Raw genomic sequence first — 12,876 nt, forward strand, 5'->3', positions numbered from 1 at the left:
CCACATCCGTGGATCCAGAGACTAAGGACAACACATGAGCAAGGTTCTTTCGACCCTCCGTTACTCCGCCGAGCACGAGTGGGTTGACGACTCCACCCCGACCAAGGTCGGCATCACCCAGGTCGCCGCCGACGCACTCGGCGACGTCGTCTACGTCGACCTGCCCGAGGTCGGCTCGACCGTCACCGCCGGGGAGACCTGCGGGGAAGTCGAATCCACCAAGTCGGTTTCCGACCTCTACGCGCCGGTGACCGGCACCATCGTGGAGACCAACCCGGCCGTGGAGGACAACCCGGCCCTGCTGAACGACGACCCCTACGGCGGCGGATGGCTGTTCACCGTCGAGGTTTCCGAAGAGGGACCGCTGCTCTCGGCAGCGGACTACGCCTCGGCCAACGGTGGCGATGTCGAGTGACCATCGAATCCGCACAGGTCCTCTCCTCCAGCCTCACGGCCCCGCTGGCGGAGCTTGATCCCGAGGTTGCTTCGCGGATCGATGCCGAGCTGGCCCGCCAGCAGGACGGTCTGGAAATGATCGCCTCGGAGAACCACACCGCCCAGGCGGTCATGGAAGCCCAGGGCTCGGTGCTGACCAATAAATACGCCGAGGGATACCCCGGGCGCCGGTACTACGGCGGCTGCGAGCATGTCGACGTGATCGAGTCGCTGGCGATCGAGCGGGTCAAGGCCCTCTTCGGGGCCGGCTACGCGAACGTCCAGCCACACTCCGGTGCCCAGGCCAATGCCTCGGTGATGCACGCACTGATCCGTCCCGGGGACACGGTCATGGGCCTGAACCTGGCCCATGGCGGTCACTTGACCCACGGGATGAAGATCAACTTCTCCGGGCGGCTGTACAACATCGTCCCGTACTCGGTGTCCGAAACGGATCTGCGGATCGACATGGACGAGGTCGAGGCCCTGGCGATCGAGCACCAGCCCAAGATGATCGTGGCCGGCTGGTCGGCCTACCCCCGCCAGTTGGACTTCGAACGGTTCCGGGCGATCGCCGACAAGGTCGGGGCGTACCTGTTCGTGGACATGGCCCATTTCGCTGGCCTGGTCGCTGCCGGGTTGCACCCCTCCCCGGTGCCGCATGCCCATGTGGTCACCTCCACCACGCATAAGACGTTGGCCGGCCCGCGCGGCGGGATCATCCTGACCAACGAGGCCGATATCGCCAAGAAGATCAACTCCGCGGTGTTCCCCGGTCAGCAGGGCGGGCCGTTGGAGCATGTCATTGCCGGCAAGGCGGTGGCGTTCAAGATCGCCGCCTCCGAAGAGTTCGCCGAGCGCCAGGCGCGCACGTTGGCCGGGGCGAGGATCCTGGCCGAACGCCTCACGGCCGCAGATGTCGCCGAGTGCGGGATCAGCGTGTTGACCGGGGGCACGGATGTGCACCTGGTGTTGGTGGATCTGCGGGATTCGGTCCTCAATGGCCAGGAAGGCGAGGACCTGTTGGCGAAGATCGAGATCACGGTCAACCGCAATGCGGTCCCGTTCGATCCGCGGCCTCCGATGGTGACCTCGGGGCTACGGATCGGGACTCCCGCGTTGGCGACGCGTGGTTTCTCCGAGGAGGCCTTTACCGAGGTCGCTGACATCATCGCGGCCGCGTTGATTGCCGGGACCGCCGACGGCGGTGCCGACGCCGGTGTCCTTGAAGGGTTGAAGGCCCGGGTGACCGCCCTGGCTACCGCCCACCCGCTCTACCCGGAGTTGGCCCCGCTCTGCTGAGTCGCCTCCAGCCCCTCGGGGCGTCGTCGGGCCCGGGGCGAAAAACCCCGGGCCCGACGCATGACAGCACCCACCTCGTGCAAAGGAATGAACACCATGGCCATCAGCGTTTTCGACCTCTTCTCGATCGGCATCGGCCCCTCGAGCTCCCATACCGTCGGTCCCATGCGTGCCGCCCAGCGTTTCGCCGCGCACCTCGTGGAAGGCCAACTGGCTGAAGCCACCGCTGACCTACAGGTCGACGTCTACGGGTCGCTCGCCGCCACCGGCAAGGGCCATGGGACGTTCACCGCAGTCCTGCTGGGGATGGAGGGGTTCGAGCCCGAGAGCATCCTGCCCGACCAGGTCGAGGAGCGGCTGGAGGACATCGCCGCCACCGGAACCCTGCGCCTGGCCGCCGAGCTCGGGGCCCGGAAGGACTTGTCCTATTCGGTCGAGGACATGGTCCAGCGTCCGCTGACCATCCTGCCCCGGCACACCAACGGCATCCGCTTCCAGGCCCTGGATGCCTCCGGCGGTGTCCTGTTGGATGAGACCTATTATTCGGTGGGCGGTGGATTCATTGTCCGTGATGGCGATGAGGAAGCCGCCGCGGCCGAACTCGACGAAGTCAATGAAGAGATCCCCTACCCCTTCACCACCGCTGCTCGACTGCTCGAGCACTGCCACGCCAGCGAAATGGGCATCGCCGACGTGATGCTCGCGAACGAGCTGACCTACAGGTCCCGCGAGGAGATCCGTGCCGGCCTGCTGCATATCTGGGACGTCATGGAACAGTGCAAGGATTCGGCCATCGCCCGCGAAGGGCTGCTGCCGGGGGGCCTGAAGGTCCGTCGCCGGGCCCCCGACTGGCATGAGCGCCTGAGCAAGGAGGACAAGGACCGCGACCCGCGCTACTGGCAGGAATGGGTCAACCTCGTCGCCCTGGCCGTGAACGAGGAGAACGCCACCGGCGGGCGCGTGGTGACCGCGCCGACCAACGGGGCGGCAGGGATCATCCCCGCGGTCATGTTCTACGCCACGCACTACCTGCCCGGAACCGAATACGCCACCGGCGAGGACAAGGAAGACATCATCGTCCGCTTCCTGCTCGCTGCCGCCGCCGTGGGGGTGCTCTACAAGGAGCAGGCCTCCATCTCCGGTGCCGAGGTCGGCTGCCAGGGCGAGGTCGGCTCGGCCTCCTCCATGGCCGCCGCGGGACTGGCCGAGGTCCTCGGAGGCAGCCCGGCCCAGGTGGAGAACGCCGCGGAGATCGCCATGGAACACAATCTCGGGCTGACCTGCGATCCGATCGGCGGTCTGGTGCAGATCCCGTGCATCGAACGCAATGCGATCGGCGCCTCCAAGGCCGTCAACGCGGCGAAGATGGCGCTGATGGGCGATGGCGAACACCGGGTCTCCTTGGACGAAGTCATCGTGACCATGCGCGAAACCGGCAAGGACATGAGCGATAAATATAAGGAAACCGCGATGGGTGGGCTCGCCGTGAACGTGGTGGAGTGCTAGTTCCCGGTCGTGGGGGATGCTGCCGGGGTACCGGTGCTGCTTTGGCGCGGAACACCGATTCGGATTAGGGTGGGGCTTGGAGCCGTCGGGATCGGCGTGCTTCGCTGATCGACGCCTGCCGGGCTGATGGCCCGTGCCCGCGTATGGCTTGCCGAATCGGGAGGTGACCCGCATATGGACGACGGACCGTCTCGAGAACCCGCGCCCGCCGCGGGTCCACACACCTCGCCGTCGTTCCTTGTGGGCCGTCGGTATTCCCCTGCGCCTCGCGCAGTCATCAGCTAGCGTCCCTCGAGGGGACGCGTACCGGAGGGAACCCGGATCATGAACCCCGAAGACACCGTGGAAATCGATGACACCATCGAGGCCCTGAAGCAGGCCCTCAACCGTGATGACCTGGCCGCCGCGGGTGGGCTGGTTGCCCACCTGCCCATCTCCAAGACCCTGGACGAACTGGAACGGCTGAACGACCGCGACCGGGCGGTGCTCTACCGCCTGCTCGACAAGGACCGGGCCCTGGCCGTCTTCGAACGGCTGGACCCGACCCTGCAATCCGAACTCATCCAGGGGCTGAAGGACACCGACGTCGCCGAGGTCTTCGACAACCTGAGCCCGGATGACCGGGTGGGCCTGCTCGACGAGCTTCCCTCGGTGGTGGCCCGTCGACTCCTGCTGGGCCTCTCCGGCCGGGAACGCGCCCTGACCGACGCCGTGCTGGGTTACGGACAGGGCTCGATCGGGCGCAGCATGAGCCCCGAATTCATCAGCGCCCACCCCTGGACCACCGTGGACCAGGCGTTGGAGAAGGTCCGCACGGGCCTGGACGACGCCGAGACCATCTACACCCTGCCGGTCACCGATGCCGGGCGGGCCCTGGTGGGGATCATCAGCCTGCGTGACCTGCTGCGCGCGGATCCGGGCAAGACGGTGGGCGAGATCATGGTGGATGCGGAATCCGTCCGGGCCACCGTGGACGAGGAGACCGCGGCCCGGCGCTGCGCCGACCTGCAGGTGCTGGCGCTGCCGGTGGTCGATACGGAGAACCGGCTGTTGGGCATCCTGACCGTCGACGATGCGTTGCGGATCATCGAAGCCGCCGAATCCGAGGATGCGGCCCGCAGTGGTGGTACCGAACCGCTGCGCCGGCCCTATCTGGCGACCCCGATCTGGGAGATCGTCAAGTCCCGGGTGGTGTGGCTGCTGGTCCTGGCCATCGGCGCCACGTTGACGGTGCGGGTCCTGCACGAATTCGAGGCGACCCTGATGGAGGTGGCGGTGCTGACCTCGTTCATTCCGCTGCTGATCGGCACCGGTGGCAACACCGGCAACCAGGCTGCCACCACGGTCACCCGCGCCCTGGCGTTGGGTGATGTCCGGGCCCGCGACATCCTGCGCGTGTTCGCCCGGGAAGTACGGGTGGGCGCCATGCTGGGCCTGCTGTTGGGTGCGTTGGGCTTCGCCATCGCGGCGCTGATCTACAGTCCCGACATCGGCTGGGTGATCGGGTTGACCCTGGGCGGGGTCTGCACGATGGCGGCCACGGTCGGCGGGATCATGCCCCTGTTGGGCAAGGCGATCAAGGCCGACCCGGCGGTGTTCTCCAACCCGTTCATCACCACTTTCGTGGACGCCGCCGGCCTGATCCTGTACTTCGTGATCGCGAAGGCAGTGCTGGGTATCTAGGGTCGGCAGCGGGGCTGCCGGGGCGGGGAAACAGGCTCTGTTCGCCGGGTCCCGGCGATGCTACGGTGGGCTCACGGACCCAGTAGTCACGCGGCGAAGGCGTCGCGTGGGAAGGAGTTTCCCCATGGCAAATAGGGCAGGTTCCAGCGGAATTGATGCCACGTTGTTTCGACAAGAAGGTCCGTGGTGCACGGCCTTCGTAGATGCCTCGCTCGGTACTACGGCAGCCCAGGAAGCCGCCGATGCCCTGCCCGATACAGTTGCCCGACTTCTGAAAAGCCAACAGGCCAGCGCCCCCGACATAGATGCGATGCGCGCCGCCATGCATCCCGCCGAGGGGCGTCCCTCGCCGGTCTCCCGCTTCGTCGCCGTCTGCGACGGACAGGTCGTCCTGGATGAGCTGGTCCAAGGCGTGAAGACCGAAGCGCCGCAGGTTGACTGCAGCGAGTTCCCCAACCTGGTGCCGCTGGCGCGGGCCCACGGTGGACAGTTCCCCTACCTGGTCGCCGAAGTCGGCCGTGACGGGGGAGAGGTGCGGTTGCGCCATTCGGCCGTGGCCGGGGTCGCCGAGGAGTACCGGGTGGCCAATGATCGCGACGACGCCCACCATGCCCGGCGGGTGCCCGGCCGATACGAGGAATCGAAGAACCAGCACCAGACGGCAGAGGTCTGGCGCCGGAACGCCGACGAGATCGCCCGGCTGGTCGACGAGGTGGCTCGTGACACCCGGGCCCGGCTGGTGGTCCTGTCCGGGGACACGAAGGCCCGCGAGCTCGTCCTGTCCCAACTGGCCGAACCGACCCGGGCCCTGGCGGTGACACTTGACCAGCACACACGGACCGGAGGCGCCGATGCCACGGCCGTGGAAAAGGAAGTCGAAGCGCATGTCGCGGCCCTGCTGGCCGAGGACATCCGTGAACTCTCGGAACGTATCTCCAACCAGGTCAACGCCGTCCAGCCGGGGGCGGTGCTCGGCTTCGAGGACGTCGTCTGGGCTCTGCAACAGGGTCAGGCCGCCACGGTCGTCGTGGCCGAATTCCAGGACGACCATTCGCTGCTGGCCCTTGAAGGGGAGCCCTGGCTGGCTTCCGAGGGGGCCGATCTCCAAGGATCGGGGGCCTTGGGCTCATGGCCCGCACCGGAGGTCCTGCTCCGCGCCGTCGCCATGACCGATGCCTCGATCAGGTACGTCCCCGCCGGGGTGCTTCCCGGAGGGGCCGGGATCGCGGCACTGCTGCGGTGGCCCAAGGCCGAAGCGGCCTGATCGGAATCCTCGGGGCCGTTCCGCAGCCGGTGGTCCATCCCGCCGGCTGCGGATACATCCCCCGGACGGCCGGCGGTCAGTCCTTCACGGCCGCCTGGATGGCGTCGATGTTCGCCCCCATCCAGCCCAGGTAGTCGGTGTCCTGCGGGAGCGTCTCGGTGAATTCCACGACCGGGACCCCGGCATCCTCGGCCTGGGCGCGGACTATCTGGGTTTGCGGGCTGCTGGTCTGGGGGTTGAAGGCCAGCAGGGAGATCCCTCCCGCGGAAAGCTTTTCGTCCAAGGCGTTCAGCAGTAGCGGGGAGACATCGTTGCCGGCTTCGATGGCGCCGCTGAATCCCTCGGGAGTTCCATCCGAGAGGCCGGCCCGCTCCAGCAGGTAGTAGGGCACCGGCTCGGTCATGGCGTACTGGTGGCCCTCCGTCGTGGTGGAAAGCTTCCCGAGGCGTTCCTCCAAGGTGTCGATCTTCGTGGCGAACTCCCGGGCGTTGGCGGTGAATGTCTCCGCTTCCTCCGGTTTCAGCTCGCCCAGGCGGTCGGCGACTTCCGCGGCCACGGCCGAAGCGGTGGGCAGGTCGTACCAGACGTGTTCGTTGAAGCTGGTGTGGTCATGCCCGTCGTGGTCATCGGGCCCGGCCTCCGGTTCCGGCTCGTGGTCCTCGGCGTGGGCGGCCTCCGAGTAGTCGATGGCCGTGATGATGGCCGAGTCGTCGATCCCCAGCCCCCGGATCAGCAGATCGACGAAGGAATCGTAGCCGCCTCCGTTTTCCACCACGAGGTCGGCATGGGACAGCGTGAGTTTGTCCTGTGGGGTGGCCTCGTAGGAATGCGGGTCCTGTGAAGGCCTGTCGATGATCGAATCCACCGTGACGGAGTCCCCGGCGACCTGGCGGACGATATCCCCGTAGGCGCTCGTGGAGGTGACCACCGTCAGGGTGTCGTCCCCCTCTCCGGAAGCAGGCCCCGAGCAGGCGGACAGTCCCAGACCCAGCAGGAGGGCGGGGACGACGACGAAACGCGAATGCACGGGCGGCCTTTCGGGCAGGGGAAGGAAGCCCTCACATCTTATACTAAATGAGAATCGTTTGCATCTTCGAGGTGTGTGTCATCGATGCGGGGAGGGCAGGACGCCTCACTGCCGGCGCCGTGAATCGTCCCGTCTAACCGACGACCAGACCGCGCTCATCGTGGGTCACGTCGGGCCACGGCTGGCGGGCCTCCTCGAGCAGACGGGCAGCTTCCCGGGCGATGACTTCCGCTGCCTCGGCAATGGCCGCGCCGTCGACAGGCCCCACCACCTCGTGCAGCTGCCTCAGGTAGGAGCGCAGCCAGTCGATGGGACTTTCCACCATGTGCTCGTCGAACGTCCGGTCCCCGGGTTCCCCGTCCACCATGCCGGGATGGAAATGCATCCGGTCGGCTTCATGGGGCGCCGATTCAAGCATGTCGATCCGAACGACGGCGGGACGCAACGAGGCCAGGGGGGAGGAGTAGATCGTGTTCGGGCTGGCCACCTCCATCGGGCGGATCTCCAGGCGTACCCCGCGTTCTCGGATATCAGGCTGATCGACGAGGGCCGGATCGAGGAAATCCACGAGGACCGCGGTGATGGCCGATGACTCAAAAGCCCAGATGTGTTCCATCTTTTGAACCTAGAGACTCCGGATAACTACTGTCAACCAGCGGTGGCACGATCCCGGGTCTGCGCGGGGGCCGGCAGGGATCTACCGGGTGGCCTTCTTCCGGCTCGGCCCGAAAACCAGTACGCCGAAGGCGGCCGCGAACATGGCGGAGAAGATCACCCGAACCGCACCGTTGAGGTCCCATGCCCCCAATACGGCGAAGAAGACCACGAAAATGCTCACTGTGCCGACAACGCGTACTAGTTTTTCCACTGTCCTCCGATGACGATTTCCTCCAACTGAACGTTGTTCCAGCGGTCGGGGAAGGGGCGGTCGGTGATCGAGCGTGCCCCCGCCCCCGCAAACCACGGTACTTCAACCGCTGGAAGGTGGCCCCGCAGCAGGCCGGAGCCGCATCTGACGAGCAGTGTCAACAAGAAAATGGTTGAAGGCAACTATGCTGTCACGATGGACACCACGCAGCTGACGGACTTCACCCCGGCCCCGAACCAGGCGGGTGCCCCCGGCTTATATGAGATCGAAAACCGGGCCATCGACCACGAAGGCACCCTGTGGCAGGCCCTCGAGGAGACCGCCGATCTTTCGGGGCGCACCGTGGTGGATCTGGGCTGCGGCAGTGGATTCTGGCTGACGGGTTATGCGTCGACCGCGGGCTCGGTCCTCGGCGTCGAACCCGATTCCGGTCTGCTTGAATTGGCCCGGCAACGGGTCCAGCGTGATGGGCTGACCAACGTCGAGGTTCTTCACGGTTCGGCGGAACACCTTCCATTGGAGGATGCCAGCGTGGACGTGGTCCACGCCAGATTCGCCTACTTCTTCCCGACCCCGGCCAATGACTGCCTTCCGGGTCTGCGCGAGTCGATGCGCGTGCTCAAACCGGGCGGGACGCTGGTGGTCATCGACAACGACCAGGCTAACGGCGAGTTCGCCGAACTGCTGCGTGCCTCCGATAGTGCCCAGACCTACCAAGGCGCCGGGGAGTTCATTCGTGATTGGTGGGCCACCCGCGGGGCGACCACCCGCGAGGTGATGAGCAGCTGGAGGTTCGAGACCGCGACCGACCGGGACGCCGTCCTGCGGCTGGAGTTCCCGGCCGAGGTCGCCGACGCCCATATCGCCGCGCGCCCCGGCCGGACCGCCCTGGACTACGGGTACCTGCTGCACTCGCTGTCCAAGGCCTGATCGGGCGGCCCCTAGTCACTTCCGTAGGGGTGGCGCAGATCCGGGCGGTGTTCTTCGGGATCGGACCAGCCGGCGATCCACGGACCGGTGCCTTCGGACTGGTCGATCACCCCTTCCTCCGCCCACTCGTAGTCCCCCGCCAACACTTCCTTGGCCAGTTGGGCATCGGTGGCATCGGAGTTCTCCCATAGGTCATCGAACAGCGCCTCCACCCTGTGGCGGGATTGGTGGCAGAAGGCGTCTGCGAGCCGGGCGGCGCCGTGGGCCCGCCCCGGCTCCGTCTCGCGCAGCAACTCCACGCGTGAGACGCACGCCGACATGGCGAAGAGTTCGGTGCCGATGTCCACCACCCGGCCCAGGAAGGCCTGCTTGGTCTCCAGTCCCGCCTGCCAACGGGCCATTCCGGCGAAGGTGTGCCGGGCGAGCCGGCGCGAAGCCCGTTCCACGTACCGCAGATGCGGGGCCAGCTTTCCGGCCCCGGAATAGGACGTCGGCAACAGGCCCGGACCCGCGGCGAGGGTCGGCAGCCATTTGGCGTAGAACCCGGTGGCCCCGGCAGCGGCACGGATCTTCTCCTGGGTGGTGGCATCCCGGCTGGCCAGATCCCCGGCCGCCTTCAGGTGGGCGTCCACCGCCTCACGGGCGATCAGCAGATGCATGATCTCGGTGGAGCCCTCGAAGATCCTGTTGATCCGCAGGTCACGCACCAACTGCTCCACCGCCACGGCGCGTTCGCCGCGGGCCGCCAGGGAATCAGCCGTCTCATACCCCCGGCCGCCGCGGATCTGCAGCAGCTCGTCGGCCATCTGCGAGGTCTTCTCGCTGCAGAACAGCTTCGCCAGGGCCGCCTCTATCCGCACATCCTTCATGCCTGCGTCCGCCAGTGCGGCGGAGAGCTCGAAGACGGATTCCACGGCGAACGAGGTCGCCGCGATGTAGGCGATCTTCTTCGACACCGCTTCGTGCTCACCCACGGGCAGGCCCCACTGGACCCGGACGGAGGACCATTGGCGGGCGATCTTCAGACTCCATTTCCCGGCCCCGGCGCATAGCGCCGGGATGGACAGGCGGCCGGTGTTCAACGTGCTCAACGCGATCTTCAATCCCTGGCCTTCACGCCCGAGCAGGTTGGCCGCCGGAACACGGACGCCGTGGAAGCGGGTCACCCCGTTCTCGATGCCATGCAGGCCCATGAACACATTGCGGTTCTCCACCACCAGGCCCTCGCTATCGGCTTCGACGACGAAGGCGCTGATGCCCCCGCGTTCCCGGGTGCCGTCGGGGCCGGGGTGGGGGAGTACCCGCGCCATGACCACGACCAGATCGGCCACCGAGCCGTTCGTCGTCCACAACTTGGCCCCCTCGAGCACGTAGGACTGCCCGTCCTGGGCCAGGGTCGCCGTCGTGCCCAGACGCGCCGGATCCGAACCGACGTCGTTCTCGGTCAGCAGGAAGGCCGTGATGGCACCGGCGGCACAGCGGGGCAGGAAACGGTCCTTCTGCTCGGCGGTTCCGAACATCTTCACCGGTTCGGGGACGCCGATGGACTGGTGCGCCGAGACCAGGGCGCCGATGCTGGGACTGATGGAACCCAACAGCATCAGGGCCCGGCCATAGTAGGCCAGCGTCAGGCCCAGCCCGCCATACCTGGTGGGGATCTTCATCCCGAAGACCCCCAGGTCCTTCAGGACGGTGATGTATTCGTCGGGGATGCGGGATTCACGGTCGATCAGGCGCCCGTCGAAGGAGGCGACGGCCTCCCGCAACTTCGCCAGGAAGGCTTCGCCGCGTTCGGTCTGCTCGGCGGTGGGGCGTGGATGCGGGTGGATGAGCCCGAAATCGGTTTTGCCCAGATACAGGCCCTGGGCGAAACTCGGGCGGGCGTCACCGGCATCGCGGGCTGCTTCGGCCACTGCGCGGGCGGTTTTTTCATCGATCGTGCTGCTGGAAACGGTGGCGTCCATGACCACTCCCTCGGACCTCGGCGTGCCGCAGGCCGCGCGGTGGAAAGCACCGGGGCCTGCCGCGGGACGGTGGCCCACACGCTGTCCCTCAAGGCTACGCCGCCGGATCAAGAGGGGTTCCTCCCCGGTGGCGGCCGCGTGGATTTAGCTGAATGTTCATGTGTCATCATGGTTTCCATGACCGCGACCCGCTGGCTTTCAGCCCAGGAACGTGAGTGCTGGATGGCACTGATGGCCCTTTCGATGCAATTGCCGAGCCTGCTCGATACCGAACTGCACCGGCAAGGACGCATCACGCTCTTTGATTACCACGTGTTGGCGATGCTCTCGGAGTCCGAGGGGCGGTTGCTGCCGATGAGTGAATTGGCTGGACGAACCAATGCCTCGCTGTCGCGATTGAGCCATGTGGTGAAGAAGCTCGAGGGCCGCGGCTGGGTCGAACGCTCCCAGAGCACCGACGACGCCCGGGTCAGCGTCGCCCACCTGCGCGATCCGGGCCTGGACATGCTGCGCGGCCTGGCGCCCGAACACGTGGAGTCGGTGCGGCGGCTGGTCTTCGACGGGTTGGACGAGCAGGACATCGTGGATCTGACCCGGATCGGACGCAAACTGGTCGGCGGGATGGACCCGCAGCACTGGATCCTCCGCTGAGCACTCCCGTGGGGGCGGCCGGCGACCCGGAAGGGACCGGCGAGTCGACGCGGGAGAGGGGTACCGGCGTCGTACCCTGCAGTTTGTCATCTGCGGCCCGCCGTTCTAGGATGGTAAGGCGTTAAGTCACGTGTTCGTCGTGGCGTGCTCCGTGAGGAGTGGGTCAAGGGGATCGCGTGGTTGCCCGTAAACCGAATAACGCGTCCCGACCGAGTAGGGAAAAATGCTCAACCTGGACGCTGTATTCACCGTCTTTCGCGCAAGTAAGGCGCTTCGGTTGGTTCTCACCCAGCCTGGTTACCTTCGCACGTCGCAGTAATACACGGTGTCACAACTGGTGGCGGGACTCTTCAACGCAGGTTCAGAGGCAGCAACACCGCGCTGTGATCTGTTTTATCGAGTACCGCCAATATTTACTACTACTGAGGAGTGATCATGGCAGCTGTATGCCAGGTGACAGGTGCAGTTCCGGGCTTCGGACACAGCATCTCCCACTCGCACCGCCGCACCAAGCGTCGGTTCGACCCGAACATCCAGAAGAAGCGCTACTGGGTTCCGTCCCTGCGCCGTAATGTCACGCTGACCTTGTCGGTCAAGGGCATTCGGACCATCGATGCCCGTGGCATCGACCGCGTTGTCGCTGACCTGCTGGCGAAAGGTGTGAAGCTCTAACATGGCAAGAGTCCAGGATGTACGCCCCATCATCAAGCTCAAGTCGACTGCCGGTACCGGGTTCACCTACGTGACCCGCAAGAACCGTCGTAACAACCCTGACCGTCTGGTCATGAAGAAGTACGACCCGGTCGTCCGCAAGCACGTCGATTTCCGAGAGGAGCGCTAAACACATGGCTAAGAAGTCCAAGATTGCTCGCAACGAGCAGCGCAAGGTCATCGTGGAGCGTTACGCCGCGAAGCGTGCCGAGCTCAAGAAGACCCTGATCAACGAAAACGCCACCGACGAGGCACGCGAAGAGGCCCGCCTGGGCCTGCAGAAGCTGCCCCGCAACGCGTCGCCGGTTCGCGTGCGTAACCGCGACTCCATCGACGGCCGCCCGCGCGGTACGTTCCAGAAGTTCGGAATCTCCCGTGTCCGCTTCCGCGACATGGCCCACCGTGGCGAACTTCCGGGCATCACCAAGTCGTCCTGGTAGACACCAGCGATTTTCCCCGGGGCCCCTTCTGGCAACAGAAGGGGCCCCGGGTTTTTTTAATCCCAGGAGCAGGTCATGGCCCACCGCGGCCTGCG

14 protein-coding genes are annotated in these 12,876 nt (G+C 66.2%); 10 read left to right on the forward strand and 4 right to left on the reverse strand.

Going from position 1 to position 12,876, the window contains the following annotated elements; translation table 11 throughout:
• Positions 1-34: 34 nt before the first annotated feature.
• The 5 genes from gcvH to ACT3UE_RS12345 all read left to right on the forward strand — a co-directional run bounded on the left by gcvH (position 35) and on the right by ACT3UE_RS12345 (position 6,190).
• Positions 35-415, forward strand: coding sequence for a glycine cleavage system protein GcvH (gcvH, locus tag ACT3UE_RS12325; protein ID WP_444555572.1), 381 nt, complete (start codon positions 35-37; stop codon positions 413-415).
• The gene (glyA, locus tag ACT3UE_RS12330) at positions 412-1,737 is read left to right on the forward strand and encodes a serine hydroxymethyltransferase (RefSeq protein WP_444566812.1); all 1,326 of its coding nucleotides are present in this window, start codon (positions 412-414) and stop codon (positions 1,735-1,737) included. The genes gcvH and glyA overlap by 4 nt, the downstream gene beginning before the upstream one ends.
• Positions 1,738-1,833: 96 nt before the next feature.
• Positions 1,834-3,243 (forward strand): L-serine ammonia-lyase, encoded by a 1,410-nt coding sequence (locus ACT3UE_RS12335; protein ID WP_444566813.1) that lies wholly within the window; start codon positions 1,834-1,836, stop codon positions 3,241-3,243.
• A 324-nt stretch (positions 3,244-3,567) separates the two neighbouring features.
• Complete coding sequence (mgtE, locus tag ACT3UE_RS12340; protein WP_444566814.1) at positions 3,568-4,926, forward strand: magnesium transporter; 1,359 nt, start codon at positions 3,568-3,570, stop codon at positions 4,924-4,926.
• Between the two features lie 124 nt (positions 4,927-5,050).
• Positions 5,051-6,190 carry a baeRF2 domain-containing protein gene (locus ACT3UE_RS12345; protein ID WP_444566815.1) on the forward strand — a complete coding sequence of 380 codons (1,140 nt, stop codon included), beginning with the start codon at positions 5,051-5,053 and terminating at the stop codon, positions 6,188-6,190.
• A gap of 76 nt (positions 6,191-6,266) precedes the next feature.
• Here the strand turns inward: ACT3UE_RS12345 and ACT3UE_RS12350 are convergent, their stop codons facing one another.
• From ACT3UE_RS12350 to ACT3UE_RS12360, 3 genes are all read right to left on the reverse strand, one after another.
• Positions 6,267-7,217 (reverse strand): metal ABC transporter solute-binding protein, Zn/Mn family, encoded by a 951-nt coding sequence (locus tag ACT3UE_RS12350; RefSeq protein ID WP_444566816.1) that lies wholly within the window; start codon positions 7,215-7,217, stop codon positions 6,267-6,269.
• Positions 7,218-7,350: 133 nt separating this feature from the next.
• On the reverse strand, positions 7,351-7,833 hold the full coding sequence (locus ACT3UE_RS12355) for a hypothetical protein (RefSeq protein ID WP_444566817.1): 483 nt from the start codon (positions 7,831-7,833) through the stop codon (positions 7,351-7,353).
• Positions 7,834-7,914: 81 nt separating this feature from the next.
• The gene (locus ACT3UE_RS12360) at positions 7,915-8,055 is read right to left on the reverse strand and encodes a hypothetical protein (RefSeq protein WP_444566818.1); all 141 of its coding nucleotides are present in this window, start codon (positions 8,053-8,055) and stop codon (positions 7,915-7,917) included.
• A gap of 225 nt (positions 8,056-8,280) precedes the next feature.
• On the opposite strand from ACT3UE_RS12360, the gene ACT3UE_RS12365 reads away from it, so the two are divergent.
• Positions 8,281-9,015, forward strand: coding sequence for a class I SAM-dependent methyltransferase (locus ACT3UE_RS12365; protein ID WP_444566819.1), 735 nt, complete (start codon positions 8,281-8,283; stop codon positions 9,013-9,015).
• Between the two features lie 11 nt (positions 9,016-9,026).
• On the opposite strand, the gene ACT3UE_RS12370 is transcribed toward ACT3UE_RS12365, so the two are convergent.
• On the reverse strand, positions 9,027-10,979 hold the full coding sequence (locus tag ACT3UE_RS12370) for an acyl-CoA dehydrogenase family protein (protein WP_444554836.1): 1,953 nt from the start codon (positions 10,977-10,979) through the stop codon (positions 9,027-9,029).
• Between the two features lie 177 nt (positions 10,980-11,156).
• Here ACT3UE_RS12370 and ACT3UE_RS12375 point away from each other — a divergent pair, with 177 nt between their 5' ends.
• The 4 genes from ACT3UE_RS12375 to rpsN all read left to right on the forward strand — a co-directional run bounded on the left by ACT3UE_RS12375 (position 11,157) and on the right by rpsN (position 12,781).
• Complete coding sequence (locus tag ACT3UE_RS12375; protein WP_444554893.1) at positions 11,157-11,630, forward strand: MarR family winged helix-turn-helix transcriptional regulator; 474 nt, start codon at positions 11,157-11,159, stop codon at positions 11,628-11,630.
• Positions 11,631-12,065: 435 nt separating this feature from the next.
• Entirely contained in the window at positions 12,066-12,302 is a 237-nt protein-coding gene (gene rpmB, locus ACT3UE_RS12380; RefSeq protein WP_087001209.1) for a 50S ribosomal protein L28, read from the forward strand.
• 1 nt (position 12,303) lies between these two features.
• Positions 12,304-12,471 (forward strand): 50S ribosomal protein L33, encoded by a 168-nt coding sequence (gene rpmG, locus ACT3UE_RS12385; protein WP_087001211.1) that lies wholly within the window; start codon positions 12,304-12,306, stop codon positions 12,469-12,471.
• Positions 12,472-12,475: 4 nt separating this feature from the next.
• A complete protein-coding gene (gene rpsN, locus ACT3UE_RS12390) occupies positions 12,476-12,781 on the forward strand; it encodes a 30S ribosomal protein S14 (RefSeq protein ID WP_087001213.1) in 306 nt (101 codons plus the stop codon).
• Positions 12,782-12,876: the final 95 nt, after the last annotated feature.

The sequence above is a fragment of the Arthrobacter sp. 179 genome, from assembly GCF_052379645.1.
In the GTDB taxonomy this organism is placed as follows: domain Bacteria; phylum Actinomycetota; class Actinomycetes; order Actinomycetales; family Micrococcaceae; genus Arthrobacter_H.